The 24260-nt window shown below is 40.3% G+C and carries 25 protein-coding genes and 1 other annotated feature; of the genes, 14 read left to right on the top strand and 11 right to left on the bottom strand.

Annotated features, from left to right (window positions below; all coding sequences use genetic code 11):
- Positions 1-59: 59 nt before the first annotated feature.
- Positions 60-1334: a threonine synthase gene (gene thrC, locus A6B41_RS09425; protein WP_027073721.1), complete on the bottom strand. Its 1275-nt coding sequence runs from the start codon at positions 1332-1334 to the stop codon at positions 60-62.
- Positions 1335-1465: 131 nt separating this feature from the next.
- Between thrC and mgsA the strand changes: the two genes are divergently transcribed.
- Together mgsA and yccS are read left to right on the top strand one after the other, a co-directional pair.
- Complete coding sequence (gene mgsA / locus A6B41_RS09420; protein ID WP_027073722.1) at positions 1466-1924, top strand: methylglyoxal synthase; 459 nt, start codon at positions 1466-1468, stop codon at positions 1922-1924.
- Positions 1925-1957: 33 nt separating this feature from the next.
- A complete protein-coding gene (gene yccS, locus A6B41_RS09415) occupies positions 1958-4174 on the top strand; it encodes a YccS family putative transporter (protein ID WP_027073723.1) in 2217 nt (738 codons plus the stop codon).
- 36 nt (positions 4175-4210) lie between these two features.
- Here yccS and A6B41_RS09410 read toward each other — a convergent pair whose 3' ends face one another.
- Positions 4211-5455 carry a paraquat-inducible protein A gene (locus A6B41_RS09410; protein WP_027073724.1) on the bottom strand — a complete coding sequence of 415 codons (1245 nt, stop codon included), beginning with the start codon at positions 5453-5455 and terminating at the stop codon, positions 4211-4213.
- Positions 5456-5688: 233 nt separating this feature from the next.
- Between A6B41_RS09410 and ilvC the strand changes: the two genes are divergently transcribed.
- The 3 genes from ilvC to A6B41_RS09395 all read left to right on the top strand — a co-directional run bounded on the left by ilvC (position 5689) and on the right by A6B41_RS09395 (position 7998).
- Positions 5689-7170: a ketol-acid reductoisomerase gene (gene ilvC / locus A6B41_RS09405; RefSeq protein WP_027073725.1), complete on the top strand. Its 1482-nt coding sequence runs from the start codon at positions 5689-5691 to the stop codon at positions 7168-7170.
- A gap of 92 nt (positions 7171-7262) precedes the next feature.
- Entirely contained in the window at positions 7263-7700 is a 438-nt protein-coding gene (locus A6B41_RS09400; protein ID WP_027073726.1) for an HI0074 family nucleotidyltransferase substrate-binding subunit, read from the top strand.
- Complete coding sequence (locus tag A6B41_RS09395) at positions 7693-7998, top strand: nucleotidyltransferase family protein (RefSeq protein ID WP_027073727.1); 306 nt, start codon at positions 7693-7695, stop codon at positions 7996-7998. The genes A6B41_RS09400 and A6B41_RS09395 overlap by 8 nt, the downstream gene beginning before the upstream one ends.
- Before the next feature lie 160 nt (positions 7999-8158).
- Here the strand turns inward: A6B41_RS09395 and A6B41_RS09390 are convergent, their stop codons facing one another.
- On the bottom strand, positions 8159-9016 hold the full coding sequence (locus tag A6B41_RS09390) for a phosphoribosylaminoimidazolesuccinocarboxamide synthase (protein ID WP_027073728.1): 858 nt from the start codon (positions 9014-9016) through the stop codon (positions 8159-8161).
- Between the two features lie 196 nt (positions 9017-9212).
- Positions 9213-9341: a sequence feature (His leader region), on the top strand.
- 35 nt (positions 9342-9376) lie between these two features.
- On the opposite strand from A6B41_RS09390, the gene hisG reads away from it, so the two are divergent.
- Positions 9377-10276, top strand: coding sequence for an ATP phosphoribosyltransferase (gene hisG, locus A6B41_RS09385; protein WP_027073729.1), 900 nt, complete (start codon positions 9377-9379; stop codon positions 10274-10276).
- Between the two features lie 118 nt (positions 10277-10394).
- Positions 10395-11678 (top strand): histidinol dehydrogenase, encoded by a 1284-nt coding sequence (gene hisD / locus A6B41_RS09380; RefSeq protein ID WP_027073730.1) that lies wholly within the window; start codon positions 10395-10397, stop codon positions 11676-11678.
- A 27-nt stretch (positions 11679-11705) separates the two neighbouring features.
- Here the strand turns inward: hisD and plsX are convergent, their stop codons facing one another.
- Genes plsX through yceD form a run of 3 tightly spaced genes read right to left on the bottom strand, consistent with a single transcriptional unit; the run spans position 11706 to position 13467 of the window.
- Positions 11706-12737: a phosphate acyltransferase PlsX gene (gene plsX, locus A6B41_RS09375; RefSeq protein WP_027073731.1), complete on the bottom strand. Its 1032-nt coding sequence runs from the start codon at positions 12735-12737 to the stop codon at positions 11706-11708.
- 18 nt (positions 12738-12755) lie between these two features.
- Positions 12756-12926, bottom strand: coding sequence for a 50S ribosomal protein L32 (rpmF, locus tag A6B41_RS09370; protein ID WP_005598552.1), 171 nt, complete (start codon positions 12924-12926; stop codon positions 12756-12758).
- A gap of 16 nt (positions 12927-12942) precedes the next feature.
- A complete protein-coding gene (yceD, locus tag A6B41_RS09365; RefSeq protein ID WP_027073732.1) occupies positions 12943-13467 on the bottom strand; it encodes a 23S rRNA accumulation protein YceD in 525 nt (174 codons plus the stop codon).
- 220 nt (positions 13468-13687) lie between these two features.
- On the opposite strand from yceD, the gene A6B41_RS09360 reads away from it, so the two are divergent.
- From A6B41_RS09360 to A6B41_RS09345, 4 genes are all read left to right on the top strand, one after another.
- Positions 13688-14485: a cytochrome C assembly family protein gene (locus A6B41_RS09360; protein ID WP_027073733.1), complete on the top strand. Its 798-nt coding sequence runs from the start codon at positions 13688-13690 to the stop codon at positions 14483-14485.
- Positions 14486-14611: 126 nt separating this feature from the next.
- Entirely contained in the window at positions 14612-15907 is a 1296-nt protein-coding gene (locus A6B41_RS09355; RefSeq protein ID WP_027073734.1) for an HlyC/CorC family transporter, read from the top strand.
- 336 nt (positions 15908-16243) lie between these two features.
- The gene (locus A6B41_RS09350; RefSeq protein WP_027073735.1) at positions 16244-17752 is read left to right on the top strand and encodes a sodium-dependent transporter; all 1509 of its coding nucleotides are present in this window, start codon (positions 16244-16246) and stop codon (positions 17750-17752) included.
- The gene (locus A6B41_RS09345; RefSeq protein WP_027073736.1) at positions 17752-17844 is read left to right on the top strand and encodes a methionine/alanine import family NSS transporter small subunit; all 93 of its coding nucleotides are present in this window, start codon (positions 17752-17754) and stop codon (positions 17842-17844) included. Before A6B41_RS09350 ends, A6B41_RS09345 begins: the two co-directional genes overlap by 1 nt.
- A gap of 55 nt (positions 17845-17899) precedes the next feature.
- Here A6B41_RS09345 and A6B41_RS09340 read toward each other — a convergent pair whose 3' ends face one another.
- The gene (locus A6B41_RS09340) at positions 17900-18163 is read right to left on the bottom strand and encodes a GrxA family glutaredoxin (RefSeq protein ID WP_027073737.1); all 264 of its coding nucleotides are present in this window, start codon (positions 18161-18163) and stop codon (positions 17900-17902) included.
- 148 nt (positions 18164-18311) lie between these two features.
- Here A6B41_RS09340 and srmB point away from each other — a divergent pair, with 148 nt between their 5' ends.
- A complete protein-coding gene (gene srmB / locus A6B41_RS09335; protein ID WP_156930213.1) occupies positions 18312-19646 on the top strand; it encodes an ATP-dependent RNA helicase SrmB in 1335 nt (444 codons plus the stop codon).
- A 69-nt stretch (positions 19647-19715) separates the two neighbouring features.
- Here srmB and A6B41_RS09330 read toward each other — a convergent pair whose 3' ends face one another.
- From A6B41_RS09330 to A6B41_RS09320, 3 genes are all read right to left on the bottom strand, one after another.
- The gene (locus tag A6B41_RS09330; protein WP_027073739.1) at positions 19716-20009 is read right to left on the bottom strand and encodes a YfcZ/YiiS family protein; all 294 of its coding nucleotides are present in this window, start codon (positions 20007-20009) and stop codon (positions 19716-19718) included.
- 86 nt (positions 20010-20095) lie between these two features.
- Positions 20096-20734 (bottom strand): thiol:disulfide interchange protein DsbA, encoded by a 639-nt coding sequence (dsbA, locus tag A6B41_RS09325; RefSeq protein ID WP_027073740.1) that lies wholly within the window; start codon positions 20732-20734, stop codon positions 20096-20098.
- 51 nt (positions 20735-20785) lie between these two features.
- A complete protein-coding gene (locus A6B41_RS09320; protein WP_027073741.1) occupies positions 20786-21055 on the bottom strand; it encodes a YihD family protein in 270 nt (89 codons plus the stop codon).
- Between the two features lie 86 nt (positions 21056-21141).
- On the opposite strand from A6B41_RS09320, the gene mobA reads away from it, so the two are divergent.
- Positions 21142-22221 carry a molybdenum cofactor guanylyltransferase MobA gene (gene mobA / locus A6B41_RS09315; RefSeq protein WP_027073742.1) on the top strand — a complete coding sequence of 360 codons (1080 nt, stop codon included), beginning with the start codon at positions 21142-21144 and terminating at the stop codon, positions 22219-22221.
- A gap of 33 nt (positions 22222-22254) precedes the next feature.
- On the opposite strand, the gene fbp is transcribed toward mobA, so the two are convergent.
- Positions 22255-23259, bottom strand: a complete 1005-nt coding sequence (fbp, locus tag A6B41_RS09310) for a class 1 fructose-bisphosphatase (protein ID WP_027073743.1) — start codon at positions 23257-23259, stop codon at positions 22255-22257.
- A gap of 149 nt (positions 23260-23408) precedes the next feature.
- Here fbp and A6B41_RS09305 point away from each other — a divergent pair, with 149 nt between their 5' ends.
- Positions 23409-24200 (top strand): D-hexose-6-phosphate mutarotase, encoded by a 792-nt coding sequence (locus A6B41_RS09305; RefSeq protein ID WP_027073744.1) that lies wholly within the window; start codon positions 23409-23411, stop codon positions 24198-24200.
- Positions 24201-24260: the final 60 nt, after the last annotated feature.

The raw sequence follows: 24260 nt of genomic DNA, 5'->3' as shown, positions 1-24260 counted from the left end.
TGTAAGCGTTAAAGCAAAAGGGATTAAGTGAAAACTTAATCCCTTTTCTCATTTATAGATTATTTCAGTAAATATTCGCGTAATGCAGCAAAATCAGCAGCCATTTCATCAGATAACAATGGCAGTTTATTGTGCTTGTCCAATGCTTCCGGTAATGGTAGTTCAATTTCTAAAATACGCTCAACAGATTCTTTAAATTTTGCCGGGTGAGCAGTACATAAGAAAATACCGGTTTCACCTGTTTGAAGCTGGTCTTTTAATGTTTGGTAAGCAATCGCTCCGTGTGGTTCACAGAGATACCCTTCGGCATATTGTGCTTTAAGAGCTGCTTCGGTTTCTGCATCATTTAATGCTGCTGAGCCTAAATCCGCAAGATTCCAACCGTTACGTTTAAATAATTCTTCCACACGCGGCCAGTTGTTCGGGCGGCTCACATCCATTGCGTTTGAAAGCGTTGCTACAGTCGCATTCGGCTCCCATTTACCGGATTGTAAATATCGTGGAACAGTGTCGTTCGCATTGGTTGAAGCAATAAAACGTTTAATTGGTAAGCCTAAGGTTTTGGCGATTAAGCCTGCGGTTAAGTTACCGAAATTGCCGCTTGGTACAGAAACTACCACGTTATTGCGTTTTTCTTTCGGCAGTTGTGCAACCGCCTCAAAGTAGTAACAAACTTGTGCCAGTAATCGGCTGATATTAATTGAGTTTGCGGAGTTTAAGCCGATGGCCTGGCGAAGCTCGGCATCATCAAAAACTTGTTTGACTAAAGCTTGGCAGGCATCAAAATCGGATTCAATAGCAACTGTGCGAATATTGCCCCCTAGCGTGCAAAATAGTTTTTCTTGCAGTGGGCTGATTTTACCTTTCGGGTAAAGAATGACTACGTTAATGTTTTCTAAACCGTAGAATGCGTGAGCCACAGCCGCCCCGGTATCGCCTGAGGTCGCGGTTAAAATGGTGATTTTGCCGTCTCCACGCACATTCGCAAGAGCTTGTGCCATAAAACGCCCGCCGAAGTCTTTAAAGGCTAAAGTCGGACCGTGGAATAATTCTAACGCATAAATATCATCGTTTACTTTCGCAAGCGGTGCAGGGAAGGTAAAGGCATTTTTGACCATTGCATCTAGGGTAGCCTGTGGTAACTCTTCACCAATTAATGCCGCTAAGATTTTTTGGCTGCGTTCGACCAAAGGTAACTCAAGGAGTGCATCAATATTGTCTAATTGCGGTAATACTTCGGGGAAGAATAATCCTTGGTTTTTGCCTAAGCCTTGACGAACGGCTTGAGCAAAATTGACTTGCTCTTCCGGGTGTTTGATGTTGTATAAGTTCATTGATGGAGGATCCTTTATTTTTTAAAATGGAAATTTTTAACTGATTTTAGCTATAACAGCTTATTAGTCAATGCAAAACCGAAAAATAAGCGGTATGATTTAGGAAAAATTTTGCAAAAAGGAACCAAACTATGAAAACCATATTTCGCCATATTGCAACACAAAAACAAATCGCGTTAGTGGCTCACGATAGCTGTAAGCAAGATTTGATTAATTGGACAAAAAAATATAAAGCTCAGCTTGCTGCACACAAACTTTATGCCACCGGCACTACGGGACATTTACTCTCACGTGAAACCAGGCTTGAAATTACGTCCTTATTAAGCGGCCCGATGGGGGGCGATCAGCAGTTAGGCGGTTTAATTGCGGAGAAGAAAATTGATATGTTGATTTTCTTTTGGGATCCGATGAATGCAGCTCCGCACGACCCGGATGTTAAGGCGTTAATGCGGATTGCAACGGTGTGGAATATTCCTGTTGCGATTAACGAAACGACCGCAAACTTTCTACTCAATGCCGATTTATTTAACCAAGAATTGAATGTTAGTGTGCCGGATTATGACGGCTATTTGGCGGAGCGTTTGGGGTAGCAAGCGGTCTAATTCTTTGAAAAAAATGCAAATATGAAGAGATTGTTAAAAAAATTCCAAACAAGTTGGTTATCCGAAAATGTAATTAAAACCCTGCCGATGTTTATTTCGTTAAATATCGCAGCAGTCAGTATTTGGCAGTTAGGGATTTCTGATTTTGCGATGCCGTTGATGTTAGGGATTATCGCCGGGGGGTTAGTTGATTTAGATAATAGTCTTGTTGGCCGCCTGAAAAATCTGATTATTAGCTTGGTTGCGTTTTCACTTTCTTCCGTGGGGGCCAGTATTTCGCTCTATTTGGGCTGGTTATTTGTGCCGGTGCTGGTGCTGTGCACCTTTTTATTAGTTATGTTAGGGGCTGTTGGGCAACGCTATAATACTATTGCCTTTGGCACGCTTATCGTTGCAGTCTATAACAGCCTTACTTATACCCCGGATGTTTTATGGTATCACAATGTTGTGATGATTCTGCTGGGGGCTTTATTATATGGCTTGGTCGGTATTTTAGTTTACTTAATTTTTCCTAATCGGACTGTTCAGGAAAATTTAGCCTCGGCTTATGCTGCATTAAGTCATTATTTATTGGCGAAATCCGCCTATTTTGATCCGGATGATGATGACTTAAGTGCTAAACAGTTAGCTCTGGCAAAAGCCAATAGTGAGGTGATGGCTGCTTTTGATAAAACTAGGGTTTCTCTATTTTACCGTTTAAGACGGCAGCACCGCCAACAACGTACACAGCGTATGTTGCGATACTATTTTACCGCTCAAGATATTTTGGAAAGAGCAAGTTCCAGTCATTATCAATACCATGAATTATTTCAGCAATTAAGCAATAGTGATTTGATGTTCCGCTTTCAACGTGTGCTGGAACTGCAGGCGGAAGCCTGCCAAAAAATCGCAGTTTCATTAAGGCATAGAGAGTTTTATGCACACAGTATTCGTGGAGAGAAAGCGTTGCAAGGCTTGTTCAATTCTTTGAATTATCATCAAGAAAGGGGCTTAGAGAGTGCTTATCGCTGGAGTTCTATTGCAGAGAATTTAGGCAATATTGAACGCCAGTTAGCGCAAATTGAGCAAGGAGAGAGCAATGCTGAGTATATTGAGCCACTTAGCAAAAAATTCACTAAATCTAACCGCTTGAGTGCAGAAAATATTACCGGTCTGCGTAATATTACCCAAGCGATTAAGGGGCATTTAACCTTTGAATCGCAACTCTTTCGCCATGCAGTGAGGCTTTCTATTGTCGTGTTTTTATGTAGTGCGATAGTGCCCGTTTTAGGCTTTGATAATAAAGGCTACTGGATTTTACTCACAGCAATTTTTGTATGCCAGCCTAACTACACTGCAACTAAAACACGTTTGATTCATCGGGTGATGGGAACTATTTTCGGGGTGCTGGTTGGTGGTTCCTTCGAGTTGTTTAATGTTACCTTAAGCCTGGAAGCACAACTCGGATTAATTGTGCTAACCGGTTCACTTTATACTTTTTTCCGCTTAGTCCATTATGGATTTTCTACTTTTTATATTACGGTACTGGTGATGATAAGCCTTGATATTGCAGGGGTTAGCATCGAAAGTGGCGTATTAATGCGAATGATAGATACCTTACTAGGCACAGCTATTGCATGGCTGGCGGTAACATTTTTATGGTCGGATTGGAAATATTTGAATTTGCATAATAATCTGCATAATGCATTGAAAGCCAGCGGTAGTTATTTAAGACATATTATTGCCCAGTTGCAATTTGGCTATAACGAGCAGTTGCCTTACCGTATTGCCCGCCGTGATGTGCATAATCATTTATCGGCATTAAGCAATGCCATTACCAATATGTATAGTGAACCGCAAAAATATGCTAACGAGCTCACTTTCGCTCCCAAATTGTTAGGGATTGCTTATACCTTGCTGGGATATATTTCCACCTTGGGTGCTTACCGCATCGCCAGCCGAGAAATTAATCGGCAAGTGGATTTTTCTGCTATCTTCTTTTCTCATGGGCGAGAGGTTGCGAATATTATCGGACAGATTGCCGATAGCAGCCGCTCATTTGCAAAATTATCCGAGAAATTGACCGCTATCGATAGAGATTTAGCACAATTTGAACAGGATAATTCCCAAAAACAGGGTGGGACTGCGTTAGTGCTAATACAGCAATTGCGTTTGATTGTGCAACTTCTGCCACAGATTCAAAGTTTATTAAAAACGGAAAATCTGTGCGAGGTAGAAAAGAAGTTTGATAAGGCATAAATAGTAAGGGAAGAACCCGTCCCTTACACACTTAGATTAGCGGTTATTTTTACCCTGATTATCATAATGAATGTTCCATAGCATTCTGGCATCTAAATTGGCAGAGGCAAACATGGTTAAAAATACGGAAGCGCCGAAATAGAATGCGGCATCTCCTACCGAGAAGCTTAAAATTTGGCCTCTTTCCAGCAATGACATCATTAACGAGAGTACAAACAGATCCAGCATTGACCAACGTCCTACAAAGTGTACGTAATGCAATAATTTCATTTGTAGGTGAATAGGGTGTTTCCATTTATGATGAATTGCCAGTAGCAGATATAAAATTGTAGCTATTTTACTTATCGGCACGGCAATACTGGCAATAAACACGATGGCTGCGACCGCATAACTTCCCATTTTGATAAATAAAATTACACCGGAAATTAATGAGTCTGCAGAAACTTGCCCTGCCATTTCAGTAATGGATATTGGAAAAATATTTGCCGGAATTATCATAATTGCCCCGGCTATCAAACAAGCCCAAACCCGTTGTAGCTTAATATTGTCGGATATCGACAAATTACTTTCACAACGCGGGCAGCGTTGACGGCCTTTTAAATCCAGAATTTTTTCATCAAAGCAGTATTCACACGTTGGACACAAGGTAGGTTTGCGTGGATGGTCAAAGGGTAGTGAATGATATTCCGGATAGAACCTTTCCCATGCCTGCTGTGGTTCAATTTTAATAAATAGCAAGGTATTCAGAAGTGCTACAATTACAAAGGCAACTAAATGTATGCCAAAGTGTAAGTCTGCATAATCTCGAATTTTGAACGCGGCAACCGCGAGAGATACCAAATAAACATCTAACATCACCCACTCTTTTATTTTGGTTAAGAATATCAGTGTATAACGAGGACGTTGGCGAATAATGCGTTGCAGTTGAACAGTTAAAATTAACAGTACGAAAGCCAGTGGCATAATCACTGCACATACCAATACCATAAAAGCTGTGTATGGATAGCCTGAGGTCGCCATTTTCCAAATACCGTCCCATACGGTTGCATTGATTCTTACCCCAAGTAAATCAATGCTTAGTAGCGGAAAAGTAAGAGCGAAAGGCAGTAAGATTAAGATCGCAAGAGCTAAAAATGAACAGCGGCGTAGGCTCCAGTGGTTGTTTTTTCGTAGCTCATGGCGGCAGTTTGGGCAGACCGCACTGCCGTGAAAATTGAGTGGTACACGAACTAATTGTCCACATTCGCTACAGCTTTGTAGAATGATTTTGTTGATCTTCATTTTTCAGTCTTCATTTAATTTAAGTAGCTATTTTCTACTTTATCTCACAGATTGCAAGCGGTTCAATTCGCTAAATCTTTTGCAAATTGCATTTTATTGCAATTTATGCAATATTAAATACTGATATTTTCAATTTACGCAATGCTGTGCTGGTGTATAATTCATCTCACAACACAACAACAATATGCAAACAAAACCTCATACTCACATTGACTAATCAGAAGGATTAAAAAATGGCTAACTATTTCAACACATTAAATTTACGTCAAAAATTAGACCAATTAGGTCGCTGCCGTTTTATGGATCGTAATGAATTTGCAGATGGCTGCAATTTCTTAAAAGGCAAAAAAGTGGTTATCGTGGGCTGTGGTGCACAAGGTTTAAACCAAGGTTTAAATATGCGCGATTCCGGCCTAGATATCAGCTATGCACTGCGTCCTGAAGCAATTGCAGAAAAGCGTGCTTCATTTAAACGTGCTTCCGAAAATGGCTTTGTAGTTGGTACTTACGAGCAATTAATCCCAGAAGCTGATTTAGTGATCAACTTAACCCCGGACAAACAACACTCAAAAGTAGTAGCTGATGTTATGCCGTTAATGAAACACGGTGCCGCATTCGGTTATTCACACGGTTTCAACATTGTTGAAGAAGGTGAGCAAATTCGTCCGGACATCACCGTTGTGATGACAGCGCCAAAATGCCCAGGTACAGAAGTACGTGAAGAGTACAAACGTGGCTTTGGTGTGCCGACATTAATCGCGGTTCACCCTGAAAACGACCCGAAAGGCGAAGGCTTAGCGATTGCAAAAGCGTGGGCGTCGGCAACCGGTGGTGACCGTGCGGGTGTGTTAGAATCTTCATTTGTGGCAGAAGTAAAATCTGACTTAATGGGTGAGCAAACTATTCTTTGTGGTATGTTACAAGCAGGTTCTATTGTTTGCTACGATAAATTAGTGGCGGAAGGTAAAGATCCAGCCTATGCAGGTAAATTGATTCAATTCGGTTGGGAAACTATTACCGAGGCATTAAAACAAGGCGGTATCACTTTAATGATGGATCGCTTATCTAACAGTGCAAAACTACGTGCATTTGAACTTTCTGAGCAAATTAAAGAAAAATTAGCGTTCTTATTTGAAAAACACATGGATGATATCATCAGCGGTGAGTTCTCATCAACCATGATGGCAGACTGGGCGAACGGTGATGCAGACCTATTAAAATGGCGTGAAGAAACCGGCAAAACTGCCTTTGAAAATGCACCACAAGCAGACGGTATCAAAATTTCTGAACAAGAATATTTTGACAACGGTGTGTTAATGGTGGCAATGGTGAAAGCGGGGGTTGAATTAGCGTTCGATACCATGGTTTCAGCGGGTATCTACGAAGAATCTGCTTACTATGAGTCTTTACACGAGTTACCGTTAATCGCAAACACCATCGCTCGTAAACGTTTATATGAAATGAACGTGGTTATTTCAGACACAGCAGAATACGGCAACTACTTATTCTCTCACGTGGCAACGCCAATTCTTGCAAAAGAAATTATCCCAACTTTAGAGAAAGGCGATTTAGGCGAACCAACCCCAGCGGTTGAAATCGACAACGTTTACTTACGTGATGTAAATGATGCTATTCGTAACCACCCAATTGAGCTAATCGGTCAAGAATTACGTGGTTATATGACAGATATGAAACGTATTTCATCACAAGGCTAATGTAGATTATTTACAAGCGGTCAAAAAAATTAAGAAATTTGCAAAAGTGCGGTAGAATAACCGCACTTTTTGTTTTTAAAAGGAAATATCGTATGTCTGAGCAACTTAGTACTCGGGTTTTGGAAGATGCTTTTCAATCTTTAGAACAGACAATTACTCAGCTTTCCGATACTAATTGGTTTAATCAGCAATTACCTATCGTTCAAGATACCTTGATTGTAGGGGCAATTCAAAAGTTTGAATTTGTGTATGAATTAAGCCTTAAAATGATCAAAAGACAGCTGCAACAAGAAGCTATTAGTATTGAGGATTTACAAGCTTATAGCTTTAAAGATATTTTGCGTGATGCATTACAATCCGGTTTGATTGACGATATGGCAAAATGGGTGACTTTCCGTGATATGCGAAATATTACCTCTCATACTTATGATCAAACTAAGGCTATGGTGGTCTATAGTCAAATTGCGGAGTTTTTGCAATATAGTCGCTTTTTAGTGTCACAGCTGAGAGTAAGAAATCAGAATGGATAAAGTAGAATTAGATCTTCAACCTGAAGAACTCGCTATCGTCAAATCTATTTTACAGCAATTCGTTCCGGATTACCCTGTTTGGGCATTTGGCTCTCGGGTGAAAGGCACAGCACGAAAATATTCGGATTTAGACTTGGCAATTATTACTGAAATGCCTTTAACTTTTTTAGAGCGTGATAATTTAAAAGAGGCTTTTTCTGAATCAGATCTTGTTTGGAAAGTGGATATTGTTGATTGGGCAACCACCAGCGAAGCATTTCGGCAGATTATTCGGCAAAAATATATAGAAATCCAGTAATTCTAAAAACAAAAGCCTGTAAGTATTCCTTACAGGCTTTTTCGTATTTGCAAAAATTGACTAAAATTATTCACAATCCTTGTAAGGATTGTTCACAGCTTCGCTGCCGTTAGCAAAGCCAACGTTCAAAAACCGATGCTTTTTGTAATCGCTTGTTCGCTTATTTAGTTAATAAATCTAAAGCTTCTTGGTATTTTGCTACGGTTTTTTCAATCACATCCGCCGGCACTTTTGGAGCTGGGGCTTGTTTGTTCCAGCCACTGTTTTCAAGCCAATCTCGCACGAATTGTTTGTCGAATGAAGGTGGATTTATGCCTTCTTGGTAAGTTTCAACTGACCAGAATCGGCTGGAGTCTGGAGTCAGTACTTCGTCCATTAAAGTCAGTATACCGTTTTCATCTAATCCGAATTCAAATTTGGTATCGCAGATAATAATGCCTTTGGTTAAGGCATATTCTGCGGCTTCAGTATAAAGTGCGAGGGCAGCATCACGCACTTTGGCAGCAAGTTCGGCACCGATTTGGCGTTCACACTCTTCATAGCTGATGTTGATGTCATGATCGCCCACTTCCGCTTTGCTAGATGGGGTGAAAATCGGTTGCGGTAATTTGCTTGCTTCTGTTAATCCTTCCGGTAATTTTAAGCCACAGATCGTACCGGTTTGTTTGTAATCTTTTAAGCCTGAGCCGGTTAAATAACCACGCACAATTGACTCAATTTTCACCGGCGTTAGGCGTTTGCAAACTACCGCACGGTATTGAATTGCTTCCGCTTCTTCTTTCGGTAGTACGTCAAATACGCTTTCACCTGTGAAGTGGTTTGGCATAATATGAGATAATTTGTTAAACCAGAAATTAGAGATTTGGGTGAGGATTTCACCTTTGTGTGGGATAGGGTCATCTAAGATTACATCGAATGCCGATAAGCGATCGGTTGCCACCATTAACATTCGTTTTTCGTCAATTTCGTAGAGGTCACGCACTTTGCCGGAGTAGATTTTTTTTAAGCTGATTTGCATTTTTAAAATTCCTGCTTTATTGAATTTGTAAAAAATTAGGGAAATTATACCGCTTTACGCAAACGTTTGCGATAGCTTATTTTGAGATAATAAAAACAAATTTTTATAAAAAAGACTTGTCATTGTTAAAATTTAGGCGTATCTTTTAAAACAGCTCATTTTTGGAGAATAGAACAATGACATTTATTCGTACTCATCACCACCATCATTTCCCTGAATAATCTTTCGGGCATTCGATGTGTGCGGAAGATAGCAACTTCCGAGTACGCATAAAAGCAAACTAAATTTAACCCTCTCGGAAGTCTTTTCGAGAGGGTTTTTCTTTACATTTAAAATTTAAAAAACAAGAAGGAAACAGCAATGACAACACAAAATAGATTACGCATCGCAATGCAGAAAAAAGGGCGTTTAAGCCAAGAATGCAGTGAGTTATTGAAGCAATGCGGAGTAAAAATTATTTGGAATGACCAACGCTTGATTGCCTATTCGGAAAATATGCCGATTGAAATCTTGCGTGTGCGTGATGATGATATTCCGGGCTTAGTCTTTGATGGTGTAGTAGATCTTGGCATTATCGGTGAGAATGTGTTAGAGGAAGAAGAACTCGGACGATTAGCCGGCGGTGAAAAGGTAGAATATAAAAAACTTCGCCAATTAGATTTTGGCGGATGTCGTTTATCTCTTGCCATTGAGCGTGATAAGAACTATACCAATGTAAAAGATTTGGAGGATGCAGTTATTGCTACTTCATATCCTAATTTATTAAAACGCTATATGAAAGAGCAAGGTGTGCCGTTTAAAAGTATTCTTTTAACAGGATCGGTAGAAGTTGCCCCAAGTGCCGGTATTGCTACAGCTATTTGCGATTTGGTTTCTTCAGGCGCAACTCTTGAGGCAAACGGGTTGAAAGAGGTGGAGGTGATTTATCGTTCCACTGCTTGTTTAATTCAGCGTAAAGAGCCGCTTTCTGCCGAAAAACAGGCTTTAGTAGATAAATTACTGACTCGTATTCAAGGTATACAGCAAGCTAGTGAATCCAAATATATTATGTTACACGCACCAAAAGATAAGCTAACACAGATTACGGCATTATTACCGGGAGTAGAAAATCCCACTATTCTTCCGCTTGCAAATGATCAAACCCGAGTGGCAATGCATGTAGTAAGCCAAGAAAACTTGTTCTGGGAAACAATGGAACAGCTTAAAGAGATGGGGGCGAGTTCTGTTCTCGTTCTACCTATTGAGAAAATGTTGGCGTAGGTTTTATGTTATTTCTTTGCTTGTGCAAAGAAAGTAACCGAAAATAGAGCCGCAGAGCGGCTCAAATATGCGTAACCTAGTACGGCTTTGCCGTGCTAGGCATAAATAAGGACAAAATATGCAAACCCTAATTTGGAATAACCTAAGTGAAGCGGAGCAAGAACAATATCTTGCTCGCCCGGCACAGGTGATTGGCGAAAGTATCAAAACCGCAGTGGATGAAATCAAAGCGAATGTCATCGCAAATGGTGATAAAGCTCTCTTTGAGTTAAGTGAAAAATTCGATAAAGTCAAGTTAGAGAGCCTTGTCGTATCGAAAGAGCAGATTCAGCAGGCAGAAAACCGAATTTCCCCAGCGTTGAAAAAAGCGATTCAAAATGCTAAAGCGAATATTGAGACGTTTCATAAAGCACAACAAAATCAAGAAGTGGATATTGAAACCCAAGCCGGTGTGCGTTGCCAAGTGATTACCCGCCCGATTAATCGGGTTGGGCTTTATATTCCGGGAGGCTCGGCTCCACTGTTTTCTACTGTTTTAATGTTAGCGATTCCGGCAAAAATTGCAGGTTGCAAGAAAATCGTGCTTTGCTCGCCACCGCCGATTGCCGATGAAATTCTTTATACCGCCAATCTTTGTGGGGTGAAAACCATCTATGCTGTCGGTGGAGCTCAAGCGATTATTGCGATGGCAAATGGCACGCAAACGGTAGCGAAAGTGGATAAAATTTTCGGGCCGGGTAATGCTTTTGTGACGGAGGCCAAGCGCCAAGTAGTGCAAGAAGGCACTGCGATTGATATGCCGGCAGGACCGTCTGAGGTGTTAGTGATTGCTGATGAATTTGCTGATCCTGCCTTTGTAGCCAGTGATTTGCTCTCCCAAGCCGAACACGGTGCAGATTCACAAGTGATTTTAGTGACCCCAAGTGAGAAATTAGCGAAAGCGGTGGATGAAGAATTAGAAAAACAAGTGTCTGTTTTACCTCGTGGCGAAACGGCTCGTAAAGCGTTGGCTCATAGCCGTACTTTTATTGCTGAAAACCTGCAACAAGCGGTCGAAATTAGCAATAAATATGCACCTGAACATTTGATTGTACAAACGGAGAATGCTCGCTCACTGCTTGTGGATTTAGATAATGCCGGCTCAATTTTCTTAGGCGCCTATTCGCCGGAATCAATGGGCGATTATGCCAGTGGGACCAACCATGTGTTGCCAACTTATGGCCACACCAAAACTTATTCTAGTTTGGGGCTAGCCGATTTTAGTAAGCGTATGACAGTGCAAGAACTAACCCCAGCGGGCTTTTTAACCTTAGCGGAAACAGTGGAACAAATGGCAAGTGCTGAGTTATTGCAAGCACATAAAAATGCAGTCAGTTTGCGTGTGGCAAAATTAAAAGGCTAAAACAAATAAGCGAACTTAACGGTTCGCTTATTTGTTTTCTAGCTGATCTAATCTCTGTAGAATTTTGTTTGGAATATCGTTTTCAATTTGTTGAACGGCATAATTAATTGCATAGCCGAAGGCATTTACATTTGCCCCTCCATGGCTTTTGACGATCACTTTTGATAGCCCAAGTAACGTGGCCCCATTATGGCGATCAGGATTGATTTCTTGTAGTTTGCGGTAGTAACGATAGAAAATTGTTCTTAATAAATAGCGTTTTGCTTTACGGCAAATATCTGAGTCTGCTTTTTCTTTTTTAAGCAAAGAGAGAATATTTTTTGCCGCTCCTTCTAATGCTTTTAATGCAATATTACCGCTATAGCCGTCACAGACGATTACGTCTGTTATATAGCTGGTTAATTTATCGCTTTCAATAAAACCGATGTAGTTGAGATCAAGCCGTGTTTTTAGCACTTGATGCACTTCTTTAATTTGGGTTGTACCTTTATTTTCTTCTGTGCCAATATTGAGTAAAGAAAGGCGGGGGTAAACTAAACCGAGCATTATTTGAGCAAAAATATTTCCCATATCGGCAAATTGGATAAGTCGGTGATTACTTACCTCAATATTGGCTCCTAAATCCAGCATAACCGTAGAGTTTCCGTTCATTGTTGGAATTAAAGAAGTCAGTGCAGGACGTTCAATATTAGGTAATGGCTCAATCAGTAATTTAGCCAATCCCATTAATGCTCCTGTATTGCCTCCGCTAATACATCCTTGAGCTTTACCGGTGGCTACCGCTTCAATAGCTAAACGCATTGAACTATTTTTACTTTGGCGGATGGCGGTTGAAAAAGGAACATCGGCATCAATCACTTGTTTTGTGTGATGAAGCTGAATACGAGGATGATTTTCGAGGGAGTATTTTTTTAAAAGAGGCACTATTTGGTATTCATCACCAAATAAAAGAAATGAGAGTTTGGAATTACATTTTAATGTATTTGCGATGGCCACAATAGTAACACGGGGACCAAAGTCCCCGCCCATCACATCTATTGCAAGAGTGATATCACTCAAGATATACCTCGAAAGGAATTACTTGTTGATTACTTTACGACCACGGTAGTAACCATCTGCAGTTACGTGGTGGCGTAAGTGAGTTTCACCAGTTGTTTTATCTACTGAAACTGCTGCAGTTGTTAACGCATCGTGTGAACGACGCATATCACGACGTGAACGAGATTTCTTATTTTGTTGAACAGCCACGGGCTTTCTCCTAGATCTAGTTTTTCTTTAAATTAGCTAATATTGCGAACGGATTTGGTTTTTTTGCCAATTCTTCAGGCAATTCACCAAATACCTGTTCGACACCGGACACTTCACAGTGTTCTTCACTATGCATCGGGACTAGAGGTAATTCAAGAATAAATTCATCTTCAATCATTTCTAGTAAATTTACTTCACCGAACTCGTTTACTTCGATAGGTTCATAAATTTCGGGCAAGATGTCCGCCTGATCCATGTTAGACACCGGACTGAAACTAAATGAACAGTCTAGCGTTTGTGTAAACGGGTCACCACAACGTTGGCAGTCAAACTCCACATCAACGGTTGCCGTGCCTTTAATCACAGTCAAACGTTGTGGATCGACATATAACGATAGAGTAACTTGTGCATCACTTAGCACGTTACATACTGATTCACCCAAGCGTTTTAGAAGTTCACTTGAAATGTAACCTTCATAATCCACTCGACGCTGAGCGTCTTTATACGGGTCAATAGTAAGGGGTAGTTTTACCTTTTGCATAGGGTGTGCATATTACAGATAGAAAGGAAATTAGTCAAAGGAAAATTATTTTTTTGCTGAATATATCCTTTCATATAAAAGCGATGGTTTGACTTAAAATAAAAAGTGGTTATTTTCTAGGGTAATTTTTCATCTAACCATAGCAAAAACTAGCGAAAACTGATACTTTTGATTAAAATTCTGAAAATTATTCTTATTTATTTTACGAGATTCGAGAAAAATGTTACTTCCTGCCTTAGCAATAGTTGCTTATGCGTTAACCTTGCTTTGGGTTGCCCCAACGCTGGTAAACTTAGAAAACGCAACCACAGTAAATAAAAAGCCGAATATTACCTTAGTCTTTGGATTAGGTATGTTGGCGATTATTTTGCATTCTGCAGTGTTATATGGCGATCTTATTTTAATTTCGGGTCAAAATTTTACGGTAACCAATGTACTTTCGTTGATGAGTTTTATCATGGCAATTTGCGTAACATTTGCGTTAATAAAATGGAAAACTGCATGGTTTCCACTGATTATCGTTTATGCTTTTGCTATTTGCAGTGTATCGGTTGCCAGTTTTGTAAAAGGTAGTTTTATCCGCAACTTACAAGAGAATGCGGGTTTATTATTCCACTTGGGTATTGCTTTATTTTCTTATGCTCTATTTTTCTTAGCCTTAATTTATGCTTTTCAATTAAAGTGGCTGGATAGACAACTAAAAAGCAAAAAAATGTTCTTTTGCCCTATTTTGCCACCTTTAATGTCGGTTGAGCGTCACTTTTTCACATTAACTTTGGCTGCACAGGCAATGCTTACTTTAACCTTGATTTCGGGCATGATTTATCTGCATAATTTTTTTGCTCCGGAACATATTCACAAAGCGATTTTCTCCGCACTGGCTTGGTTGGTCTATTGTGTTCAGCTATTAGGGCAGTGGAAATTACGTTGGCGTGGAAAGCGGGTGCTTATTTATTCGATTTCGGGTATGATATTGCTCTCAATAGGCTATTTTGGTAGCCGAATTATCGTTCATTAACCCTTTACAAGCGGTTAGAAAAGCTGAATTTTTTGCAAGTTGGTGTTAAGGACGGCGTGAGTTATTGCAGCATAAAATAAAGGGCTGCAATAATTTTTTTTGATTAATTTACATAGGAATTCAATTTTGGACAGTATTCCCCTGAGTAGTTTATTTATTACCTTAGCTATTCTTTTAGTACTTTCTGCTTTTTTCTCAGGCTCGGAAACCGGGCTGATGTCTTTAAACCGCTATAAAATGAGGCACCTGGCAGCTCAAGGGCATAAAGGGGCAAAATTGGCGGAAAAACTCTTGGCACGCACAGACGTGCTGCTTAGCCTTATCTTAATTTGTAATAACTTGGTGAATATTGCCGCCTCAGCTATTGCGACCATGATAGGAATGCAGCTTTCCGGTGAGGCAGGCATTGCGATTGCAACTGGTTTACTAACATTTGTCATGTTAGTTTTCTCTGAAATTTTGCCTAAAACCATTGCGGCAATTTATCCTGAAAAAGTCGGTTTTTTTGCCAGCTTTATTCTGACTCCATTAAAAAAACTACTTAGCCCAATCGTCTTTTTGATGAATATGATTATTAACGGCTTGATGAAGCTGCTGCGTATTCAGAAAAAGGATAAACAAGGTTTAAGTGCTGAAGAACTACGTAGCGTGGTATTAGATGCCGGTAAATTTATTCCCGAAGAACACCGTGAGATGTTGGTCTCTATTTTAGACATGGAAAAGGTCACGGTAGACGATATTATGGTGCCTCGTAATGATATTAGTGGTATTGATATTGACGATGATTGGAAAGCCATTATGCGTCAGCTTAACCATGCACCACACGCTCGGGTGATTATCTATAAAGGCGATATGGATAACAATATTCTCGGTATTTTACGTGTGCGTGAAGCTTTTCGTCTAATGCTTGAGAAGAACGAATTTACTAAAGAAATGCTCATTCGTGCTATTGACGAGATTTATTTTATTCCTGAAGGCACACCACTTACTACTCAGTTAATGAACTTTAAAGCCAATAAAGAGAAAATCGGTTTGGTAGTTGATGAATATGGCGATATTAAAGGTTTAGTGACACTAGCTGATATTTTAGAGGAGATTGTAGGGGAGTTTACCACCTCTTCTGCTCCAACGCTTGAACAGGAAGTTCAACCTCAATCAGATGGTACTGTGATTATAGAAGGGTCAGCAAATCTACGTGATTTAAATAAGCTATTTAATTGGGCGCTGCCGTTAGAAGAAGTGAGAACTTTTAATGGTCTGATTTTGGAGCATTTAGAAAAAATTCCGGATGAAGGAATGGAATTTGAGTTATATAACTTGAAAGTAACTATTCTAGAAGTCAGCGAAAATATGGTTAAGCAAGCTAAAGTAGAATATTTATCTGCAGAAGACTCTGAGAATACAGAAGCTCAATTAAGTTAATTTTTTATCTTAACCTTTTTCTAATAACACATTATTTGTACAAATAATGTGTTATTTTTTTGTTAAAAACGAGTATAAATGATTATTCTAATGTATTGGCTTTTTTTATTTATATTCAACTTTTATATATTGTTTTTTAGATTTTTTATTTGTTTTTTCTATTTTTATTGGTTTTTTATATTGTTGTTTTGGTGTTTTTTGTCAGTTTTGCTTTATTTTTCTACTTTACATTTAATCAGAATTTGTGCATATTCCGCTCTTAAAATGTGAGCAAATCGCATTTCACAAAATTTAATACTCATTTAATATAAAACTGAATCAGTTTGAGGTATTCCCGTGTCTAATCAATCTTCAAGCGCACCACAAAGAGAAACCTTTGCCGGACGTGGTGCATTTATTATGGCGGCTATTGGTTCCGCTGTCGGCTTAGGAAACATCTGGCGTTTCCCTTATACTACTTATGAGAACGGTGGTGGTGCGTTTATTCTGCCGTATATCATCGCATTATTAACCGCAGGTATCCCGCTTCTATTCTTAGATTATGCTATCGGCCACAAATATCGTGGCGGCGCTCCGTTATCTTTCCGCCGTTTTAGCCGTAATTTTGAGACTTTCGGCTGGTGGCAAGTGTTAATTAACGTGATCATCGGTATCTACTATGCGGTGGTACTCGGTTGGGCGGCAAGCTACACCTACTTCTCTCTCACCGGTGCGTGGGGCGATAAACCGGTTGATTTCTTCATCGGTGAATTTTTGAAAATGGGCGACATTGCAAACGGTGTGAGCTTTGAGTTTGTGGGTATGGTGACAGGCCCGCTGATTGCCGTGTGGTTAGTGGCTATTGCGGTATTGGCACTGGGGATCAAAAAAGGTATCTCTGCTTCATCTAACATCTTAATGCCGTTATTGGTGGTGATGTTCCTTGTGTTAGTGGGCTACTCATTAACTCTACCAGGTGCGGCAAAAGGCTTAGATGCACTCTTCACACCAAACTGGGAAAAACTGGCTGATCCAAGCGTGTGGATTGCCGCTTACGGCCAAATCTTCTTCTCGCTCTCTATCTGTTTCGGGATTATGATTACTTACTCTTCATACCTGAAAAAAGAGACAGATTTAACCGGTTCAGGCTTAGTGGTTGGCTTTGCTAACAGTGCGTTTGAATTATTGGCGGGTATCGGTGTATTTGCGGCACTTGGCTTTATGGCTCTGTCAGCAGGTCAGGAAGTGAATGAAGTGGCAAAAGGCGGTATCGGCTTAGCATTCTTCGCATTCCCAACCATCATTAACCAAGCACCTATGGGCGCATTAGTCGGCGTATTGTTCTTCGGCTCATTGACCTTCGCAGCATTAACATCTTTCATCTCTGTTGTGGAAGTTATCGTCTCTGCGGTGCAAGATAAATTGAATGCAGGTCGTGTCAAAGCCACTCTGATTGTTGGTGTGCCAATGATGATTGTATCTGTGATGTTATTCGGTACAACTACCGGTTTACCGATGCTGGATGTGATGGATAAATTCGTCAACCAATTCGGTATCGTTGCAGTTGCCTTCGTTTCCTTAATTGCGATTGTCACTAACGAAAAATTAAGCACATTAGAAAAACACCTAAACGAAGTTTCTTCATTTAAAGTAGGCTTTATCTGGCGTTTATGCATCGTGATTACCTCAGGCGTATTGGCATTTATGTTATTCAGCGAAATTGCGAAAGTGTACCGTGAAGGCTACGAAGGCTACCCAAGCTGGTTTGTCAATACCTTCGGTTGGGGCATGGCAATTGGATTAGTGGTCGTGGCTTACTTGCTTTCTAAATTAGCATGGAAAAATGAACCAAAAGGAGAAGAGTAATGAGTTCAGCAGCAATTATTACGATGGTACTTGCAATGGTAATCATCTGGGGTGGTTTAATTTACGCGATTAAACGCTTACCGAAAGAATAATACTTTTGTAAAAATAAGCAAAAACATGACCGCTTGTAAAAGCGGTCATTTCGTTTTAGACTTCAATACCAAATTTGCTTTTCACAAAAGCTTGAAAATCGGTGCAGCCACCTATGTGAGCATCGTCCACGAAAATTTGTGGTACAGTTGCAACAGGTTTACCTACACGTGGTTCTAAATCTTCTTTCGAGATATTTTCTGCAATCATATCGACAAATTTGAAATCGAAATCGCTTAACTCCGCTTTCATTTTTTCCGCTAACGCTTTGGCACGGGTGCAATATGGGCAAGAATAACGTCCATAAATTTCAACAAACATACTATTTTCCTTCTAAAATTAAGATTATTGCTTTGCAAGCGGTCATATTTTAACAATCTTTTGCAAATTTGAGGATCACTTTATTCACCATCACCCTACGCCGTTAATGTGATATACTTTGCGGAAATTCATGATTAGAGAAAAAGAAATGACCCAATTAACCACATTTGAGGAATTCGATTTACATCCTCAACTACTTAAAGCCTTAGCAAAAAAAGGCTACAGCCGCCCAACATCTATTCAACAAGCCACTATTCCTGCTGCTTTGGAAGGGAGAGATTTGCTTGGCTCTGCTCCAACCGGCACAGGTAAAACAGCTGCTTTTTTACTGCCGGCTATTCAGCATTTGCTTGATTATCCACGCCGTAAGCCGGGCGCTCCACGTATTTTGATTTTGACCCCAACCCGTGAATTAGCAATGCAAGTAGCAGAGCAGGCACAAGAGTTGGCTCAGTTTACTAAATTGAGCATCGCAACTATTACCGGTGGTGTGGCTTACCAAAATCACGGTGAAGTGTTTAACAGCAATCAAGATATTGTAGTTGCAACGCCGGGGCGTTTAATGCAATACATCAAAGAAGAAAATTTTGATTGCCGGGCGGTAGAAATTCTGATTTTTGATGAGGCGGATCGAATGCTTCAAATGGGTTTTGGGCAAGATGCAGAAAAAATTGCCGCTGAAACCCGCTGGCGTAAACATACTTGGCTTTTTTCCGCGACGCTTGAGGGTGAATTATTGGACGATTTTTCCAACCGTTTATTAAATGATCCGATTAAAGTGGATGCCGAACCGAGCCGCCGTGAGCGTAAAAAAATTCAGCAATGGTATTACCATGCCGATAATGTAGAACATAAAACCAAGCTGTTGGCTCGCTTAATCGGGGAGTTTTCGATTGGAAAAGCGATTGTGTTTGTTCGCCGCCGTGAAGATGTGCGAGAGATCAGCGAAACCCTCCGCAAGCGTGGGCTACGTTCCACCTACCTTGAGGGCGAAATGGCTCAAACCCAACGTAATCAAGCAATTACCCGTCTAAAAGACGGTGTGGTAAATGTGTTGGTTGCGACCGATGTAGCGGCTCGAGGAATTGATATTGACGATGTGGATTTTGTGATTAACTACGATTTGCCTTATAGTGCTGATACTTACTTGCACCGTATTGGGCGAACCGCTCGTGCCGGCAAAAAAGGTTCGGCGATTTCGTTAGTGGAAGCTCACGATTACAAGCTACTCGGTAAAATTAAACGCTACACTGAAGAAGCGTTAAAACCTCGTATTATTGAGGGCTTAGTGCCACGCACGAAAGCACCGAAAGATGCGGAGCTAAATACCACCAGCAAAAAAGAAAAGGCTCGTATTAAAAAGAAAAAAGAAGTGAAAAAAGAGGCAGCAAAACAGAAAGTGAAAGTTCGCCACAAAGATACTAAAAATATCGGTAAACGCCGTAAGCCAAGCAGCGAATCGGCTGTGGCTAAACAGGTGTAAGAATACAAGCGGTTATTTTTACATGATTTTTTGCAAAAATCTTACAAAAAGTAACCGCTTGTTTTAGCATTATCGAAGTGCTATTTGGAATAAAATTACTTCTGCTTCACAGCTAAATTCTATCCACATTTTCATTAGAAACCCTTTTTCAACAAGGCTGATTTCAGTTTGGATTTCACAAGGTTCGGTTTCCACCGATTTTGCTTTTTGTGTGAAAAATTCGACCGCTTGTAAGGCATCATTTTCGCTATCATAAATCGCTTCAAAATTGATTTGACGATTGCGGTTATCCAACAAAGAATCGCCTTTTAATTTACACATATTATGGGCTTCTTCCGCCTTTTGTTGCATGGTTTTGTGCATTTTAATTTCCCATCGTTTGAAATGAACTTAGCAACAACCAATAAAAATGCCGAATAGCGTTATCTATTCGGCATCGGTTATTTTCATTATTTTTTGCTTAAAAATACAACTGCATCAATATAACGTTTTACAAAATCGTTTGTTGAACTAGCATCTGCAAAGCCTTCTAAATTCAGTTGGTATTGACCGTTTACAAAAAATGCCGGAACACCACGAATTTGGAAATCTTCTGCTAGTTGAACCTGTTTGTTCACTAAACCGTTTACCGCGAAGCTATTAATGCCGTTATCAAATTGTTCAGCAGTAATGCCGTTTGCTAAAAAGACGGCACGAATATCGTCCATTGATTTCAATGAATCTTTACGGGCAGCTTCAAATAGAGCTGTTTTGACTTTATCTTCTTCCCCTAACGCCATTGCTAATGCCCAAGCACGAGTGAGATTTTCAGATTGACCACCCAAAAAATTTACATGATATTGTACTAATTTAGTGTCTGCCGGTAATTTAGTTTTAATTTGAGCTGGAATTTTGTAACTTAACTCAAAATCATAGCAGTGTGGGCAGTAGAAAGAGAAAAATTCTACCACTTCTTTTTGGGCTGAAGGCGCTTTACGTACTTCAATATATTCTTTGCCAGCAGTTGGATCCGCTGCGAATGCTGTGGTATTAAACGCACAAAGTGCTGAAAGTGCAATAAAAGCAGTTTTTAGTGCAAATTTTTTCATAAATGATTCCTTCAAAATGTTGATAAATAATAGATGTGAACTCAGACAAACTTAATCGTTTAAAATTCCACGCGCACGCAATAAAGCGGTTTTAAAATCCTCTTCATAATCTTTTTTAATACCCGGAATCGGCTCATGTTTATCCGCATTTCGCATTTTTAATTGGTAAATCAATACTTCATCACGCAAGGCTGCATAATTATTCGGCTCACCGACTTCTACCGAAAGTTGTTGTAGTATGTCCATTAAATGTAAATCCGGGTTTTTACGCCAATGCTCGCCAAGTAATTCAAGTAACTCTTCTAAACGTTTACACTTCATCTTTTTCCCCTTAAAGCTCTTGTTGAAAATTAAGCGGAATAATATACTTTTAGCCCTATTTTTGCAAAAAATTAAGGGTGGAGAAGATGGCGGAAAAAATAAGTGCAGTTATTTTAGCTGGTGGGCTGGCACGTAGAATGAAGGGCGTTGAAAAAGGGTTGCAACTTTTAAATGAAAAGCCACTTATTTCCCATATTTTAGCTAAACTTTCCCCACAGGTGAGTGATATTTGGCTTAATATCAACCGAGAATTCAAACAATATCAGCAATTTTATCCAGACTTACCGCATTACCGGGATAGCTTGCCTGATTTCCAAGGTCCGCTAAGCGGAATGTTATCCGGTTTAGAGCAAATTGATAGCGATTATCTGCTCTTTGTGCCGTGTGACAGCCCATTTTTACCCGCTAATTTGTTGCAAAAATTACATACCGCGTTACGGATTAATGATGCCCAAATTGCTTATGCACACGATGGTGAGCGAGCGCACCCGACCTTTGCCTTGGTACATCATTCGGTTAAGGAGGCATTAAGCCACTATTTAGCCTCAGGCGAACGCCGCTTGCTGTGGTTTTTTCAATCGCAAAAAAGTGTGGCGGTAGATTTTTCCGAGCAAAAATACTCTTTCAGCAATTTCAACACACTTGATGAATTGGCGCAAGTTTCTCCCTTCCCGATTAAAACCCTTGCGATTACAGGCTACAGCGGTACCGGTAAAACCACATTATTGGAAAAATTAATCCCAAAATTGACCGCTTGTGGCATTCGGGTGGGGCTGATAAAACATTCGCATCACAATGTGGAGATTGATAAGAAAGGTAAAGACAGTTACCGCTTGCGTGAAGCGGGGGCGAACCCGACAATGGTGGTCTGTGATGAACGCTGGGCATTGATGACCGAAACCAAACAATCGGTCGAATTTTTCCAATTAATTGCAAAATTTGACCCGCTTGCGGTTGATTTAGTATTGATGGAAGGGTTCAAACACGAACAAATGCCGAAAATCCAACTCCACCGAAAAGAGATTGACAAACCTCTACCAGAACTGGATGGCTGGACAATTGCCACCGCGACCGATTACCCGCTAGATCGGGAAAATGTATTGGATATTAATAACGTGGAGCAAATTGCTGAGTTTATCAACGCGTGGCTGCAAACAATAAAGTAAAAAGTAGGCGAACATGATGTTCGCCTTGATTTTTTATTCTGCAAATTCCCGCATAAATTTGCCCGCTTGTTCAACCATTGAGCTTGAGCCGACGAAGAATGGAACACGTTGGTGTAGCTCGGTGGGCTTAATGTCTAAAATCGGGTTTATTCCATCGGTTGCCATACCGCCTGCTTGTTCTGCTAGGAAGGCAATCGGGTTGCATTCATAGAGTAAGCGTAATTTCCCTTTTGGGTAAACGGTGGAGGTTGGATAGATATAAATTCCGCCTTTGAGTAAATTACGGTGGAAATCAGACACTAGTGAGCCGATATAGCGTGAGGAATAGGGGCGTTTGCTGGCTTCATCGGTTTCTTGGCAATATTTAATAAAGCGTTTTACTCCTTGTGGAAAGGTAACATATTGCCCTTCGTTGATAGAGTAGTATTTCCCTTCAGTTGGCGTTTTTAAATCAGGGTGGGAGAGAATAAACAGCCCCAATGATGGATCGTAAGTAAAGCCATTTACACCGTTACCCGTTGTGTAAACCAGCATTGTTGATGAGCCGTAAGTTACATAACCGGCGGCGACTTGTTTGCGGCCTTCTTGTAGAAAATCTTCTTGCGTAACAGGTGTGCCAATTGGCGAAACACGACGGTAGATAGAGAAAATTGTTCCAACCGAAACATTCACTTCAATATTAGATGAACCGTCCAGCGGGTCGGTCATTAAAATATATTTGGCATTACGCCCCCGTTCAGTATCAAATGCGATAAAATCGTCATCTTCTTCGGAGGCAAAGCCTGCTACATCTTCACGAGCCAGCAAGGCTTTTTTCATGGTTTCGTTAGCAAAAACGTCTAACTTCATTTGGGCTTCACCTTGTACATTTTCAGAGCCGGCAGTGCCTAGAATATCTTGGCTTAAGCCTGCACGGTTAATTTCACGGTGAATAATTTTCGCAGCTAAACGAATAGAGGATAAAATGCCACTTAATTCGCCTTTTGCTCCCGGGTATTCGGCTTGTTTTTCAATAATAAATTCGCCGAGCGTTTTCATGTTTTTCTCCTTGGTTATGTTAGAATTTGGCTATTATAGCGATTACCTTGAAAGTGGTAGGCAACTAACTGTTGGTTTTGTGATCTAATTCACATTTTTATAATATTTTGAGCCGTTTTATGTAACATTTTTGGTGATAAGGAGCAAATATGAGCATTAATTTGATCAAAAGTATCAGTAAAGAACTTAATCTGATGCAATATAATCAGTTAAGTGTGTTAGATATAAACCATCCGAAAGTTAAAGCAAAAATTGCATTGCAAGGGGCACAATTACTTAGCTGGCAGCCGCATAATACTGCACACGATGTGCTTTGGTTGAGCGAAATCGAACCTTTTCAAAAAGAAGTGGCGATTCGTGGTGGTGTGCCGATTTGCCATCCATGGTTTGGTACAGTGAAAGTGCCGGCTCATGGTACATCACGCATTCAAGAGTGGTGTTTAACGGAATATTCGGTTGCCTCAGACAGTGTTCGTTTAGTCTTTACTTTGGCTGGTGAGGCAAAAATTGAGATGATTTTAGGTGAAATCTGCGAGCTGAATTTTACTCATTTAGGTAAAGAACCTGCACAGGCTGCATTACACACCTATTTTAATATCGCGGATATTGAGCAATTAGAGGTAAACGGATTACCAACGCGTTGTTTTGATAAATTAACAAATCAGGAGGTAAGTGTGCCTTCGCCACGCATTATCCGTGAAAATGTAGATTGTATTTATGCAGCAGAACCGATAAATAGAATTCAAGATATGGGGCATAATCGTACTATTGTTGTTGAGCATATCAATGCCACAGAAACGGTATTATGGAACCCTTGGCATAAGCAAACCAATGGCATGAGTGAATACGCTTATCGCAATATGGTATGTGTAGAGACTGCCCGTTTAAGCCGATTGCTGGAGCAAAATGGCACAATGGGGGTGAGAATTTCAGTAAGATAAATATTGAGCTGATAGCAAGCGGTCATTTTTTGCAAAAAATTTACCAAAACTGACCGCTTG

Origin of the sequence: Mannheimia granulomatis (genome assembly GCF_013377255.1) — a bacterium.
GTDB classification, from domain to species: domain Bacteria; phylum Pseudomonadota; class Gammaproteobacteria; order Enterobacterales; family Pasteurellaceae; genus Mannheimia; species Mannheimia granulomatis.
Note: the sequence above shows the minus strand (reverse complement) of the source record. Positions and strands in the feature narration are given on the sequence as shown.

What these genes read in the sequence shown, in the direction of transcription:
- dsbA (WP_027073740.1), bottom strand. Translation starts at nt 20,734, where the DNA reads ATGAAAAAATTTGCACTAAAAACTGCTTTTATTGCACTTTCAGCACTT.
- thrC (WP_027073721.1), bottom strand. Translation starts at nt 1,334, where the DNA reads ATGAACTTATACAACATCAAACACCCGGAAGAGCAAGTCAATTTTGCT.
- mobA (WP_027073742.1), top strand. Translation starts at nt 21,142, where the DNA reads ATGGCGGAAAAAATAAGTGCAGTTATTTTAGCTGGTGGGCTGGCACGT.
- srmB (WP_156930213.1), top strand. Translation starts at nt 18,312, where the DNA reads ATGACCCAATTAACCACATTTGAGGAATTCGATTTACATCCTCAACTA.
- A6B41_RS09345 (WP_027073736.1), top strand. Translation starts at nt 17,752, where the DNA reads ATGAGTTCAGCAGCAATTATTACGATGGTACTTGCAATGGTAATCATC.
- A6B41_RS09395 (WP_027073727.1), top strand. Translation starts at nt 7,693, where the DNA reads ATGGATAAAGTAGAATTAGATCTTCAACCTGAAGAACTCGCTATCGTC.
- A6B41_RS09410 (WP_027073724.1), bottom strand. Translation starts at nt 5,455, where the DNA reads ATGAAGATCAACAAAATCATTCTACAAAGCTGTAGCGAATGTGGACAA.
- fbp (WP_027073743.1), bottom strand. Translation starts at nt 23,259, where the DNA reads ATGAAAACGCTCGGCGAATTTATTATTGAAAAACAAGCCGAATACCCG.
- yceD (WP_027073732.1), bottom strand. Translation starts at nt 13,467, where the DNA reads ATGCAAAAGGTAAAACTACCCCTTACTATTGACCCGTATAAAGACGCT.
- A6B41_RS09340 (WP_027073737.1), bottom strand. Translation starts at nt 18,163, where the DNA reads ATGTTTGTTGAAATTTATGGACGTTATTCTTGCCCATATTGCACCCGT.
- hisD (WP_027073730.1), top strand. Translation starts at nt 10,395, where the DNA reads ATGCAAACCCTAATTTGGAATAACCTAAGTGAAGCGGAGCAAGAACAA.
- ilvC (WP_027073725.1), top strand. Translation starts at nt 5,689, where the DNA reads ATGGCTAACTATTTCAACACATTAAATTTACGTCAAAAATTAGACCAA.
- A6B41_RS09305 (WP_027073744.1), top strand. Translation starts at nt 23,409, where the DNA reads ATGAGCATTAATTTGATCAAAAGTATCAGTAAAGAACTTAATCTGATG.
- A6B41_RS09400 (WP_027073726.1), top strand. Translation starts at nt 7,263, where the DNA reads ATGTCTGAGCAACTTAGTACTCGGGTTTTGGAAGATGCTTTTCAATCT.
- A6B41_RS09320 (WP_027073741.1), bottom strand. Translation starts at nt 21,055, where the DNA reads ATGAAGTGTAAACGTTTAGAAGAGTTACTTGAATTACTTGGCGAGCAT.
- hisG (WP_027073729.1), top strand. Translation starts at nt 9,377, where the DNA reads ATGACAACACAAAATAGATTACGCATCGCAATGCAGAAAAAAGGGCGT.
- A6B41_RS09330 (WP_027073739.1), bottom strand. Translation starts at nt 20,009, where the DNA reads ATGCACAAAACCATGCAACAAAAGGCGGAAGAAGCCCATAATATGTGT.
- A6B41_RS09390 (WP_027073728.1), bottom strand. Translation starts at nt 9,016, where the DNA reads ATGCAAATCAGCTTAAAAAAAATCTACTCCGGCAAAGTGCGTGACCTC.
- A6B41_RS09360 (WP_027073733.1), top strand. Translation starts at nt 13,688, where the DNA reads ATGTTACTTCCTGCCTTAGCAATAGTTGCTTATGCGTTAACCTTGCTT.
- yccS (WP_027073723.1), top strand. Translation starts at nt 1,958, where the DNA reads ATGAAGAGATTGTTAAAAAAATTCCAAACAAGTTGGTTATCCGAAAAT.
- mgsA (WP_027073722.1), top strand. Translation starts at nt 1,466, where the DNA reads ATGAAAACCATATTTCGCCATATTGCAACACAAAAACAAATCGCGTTA.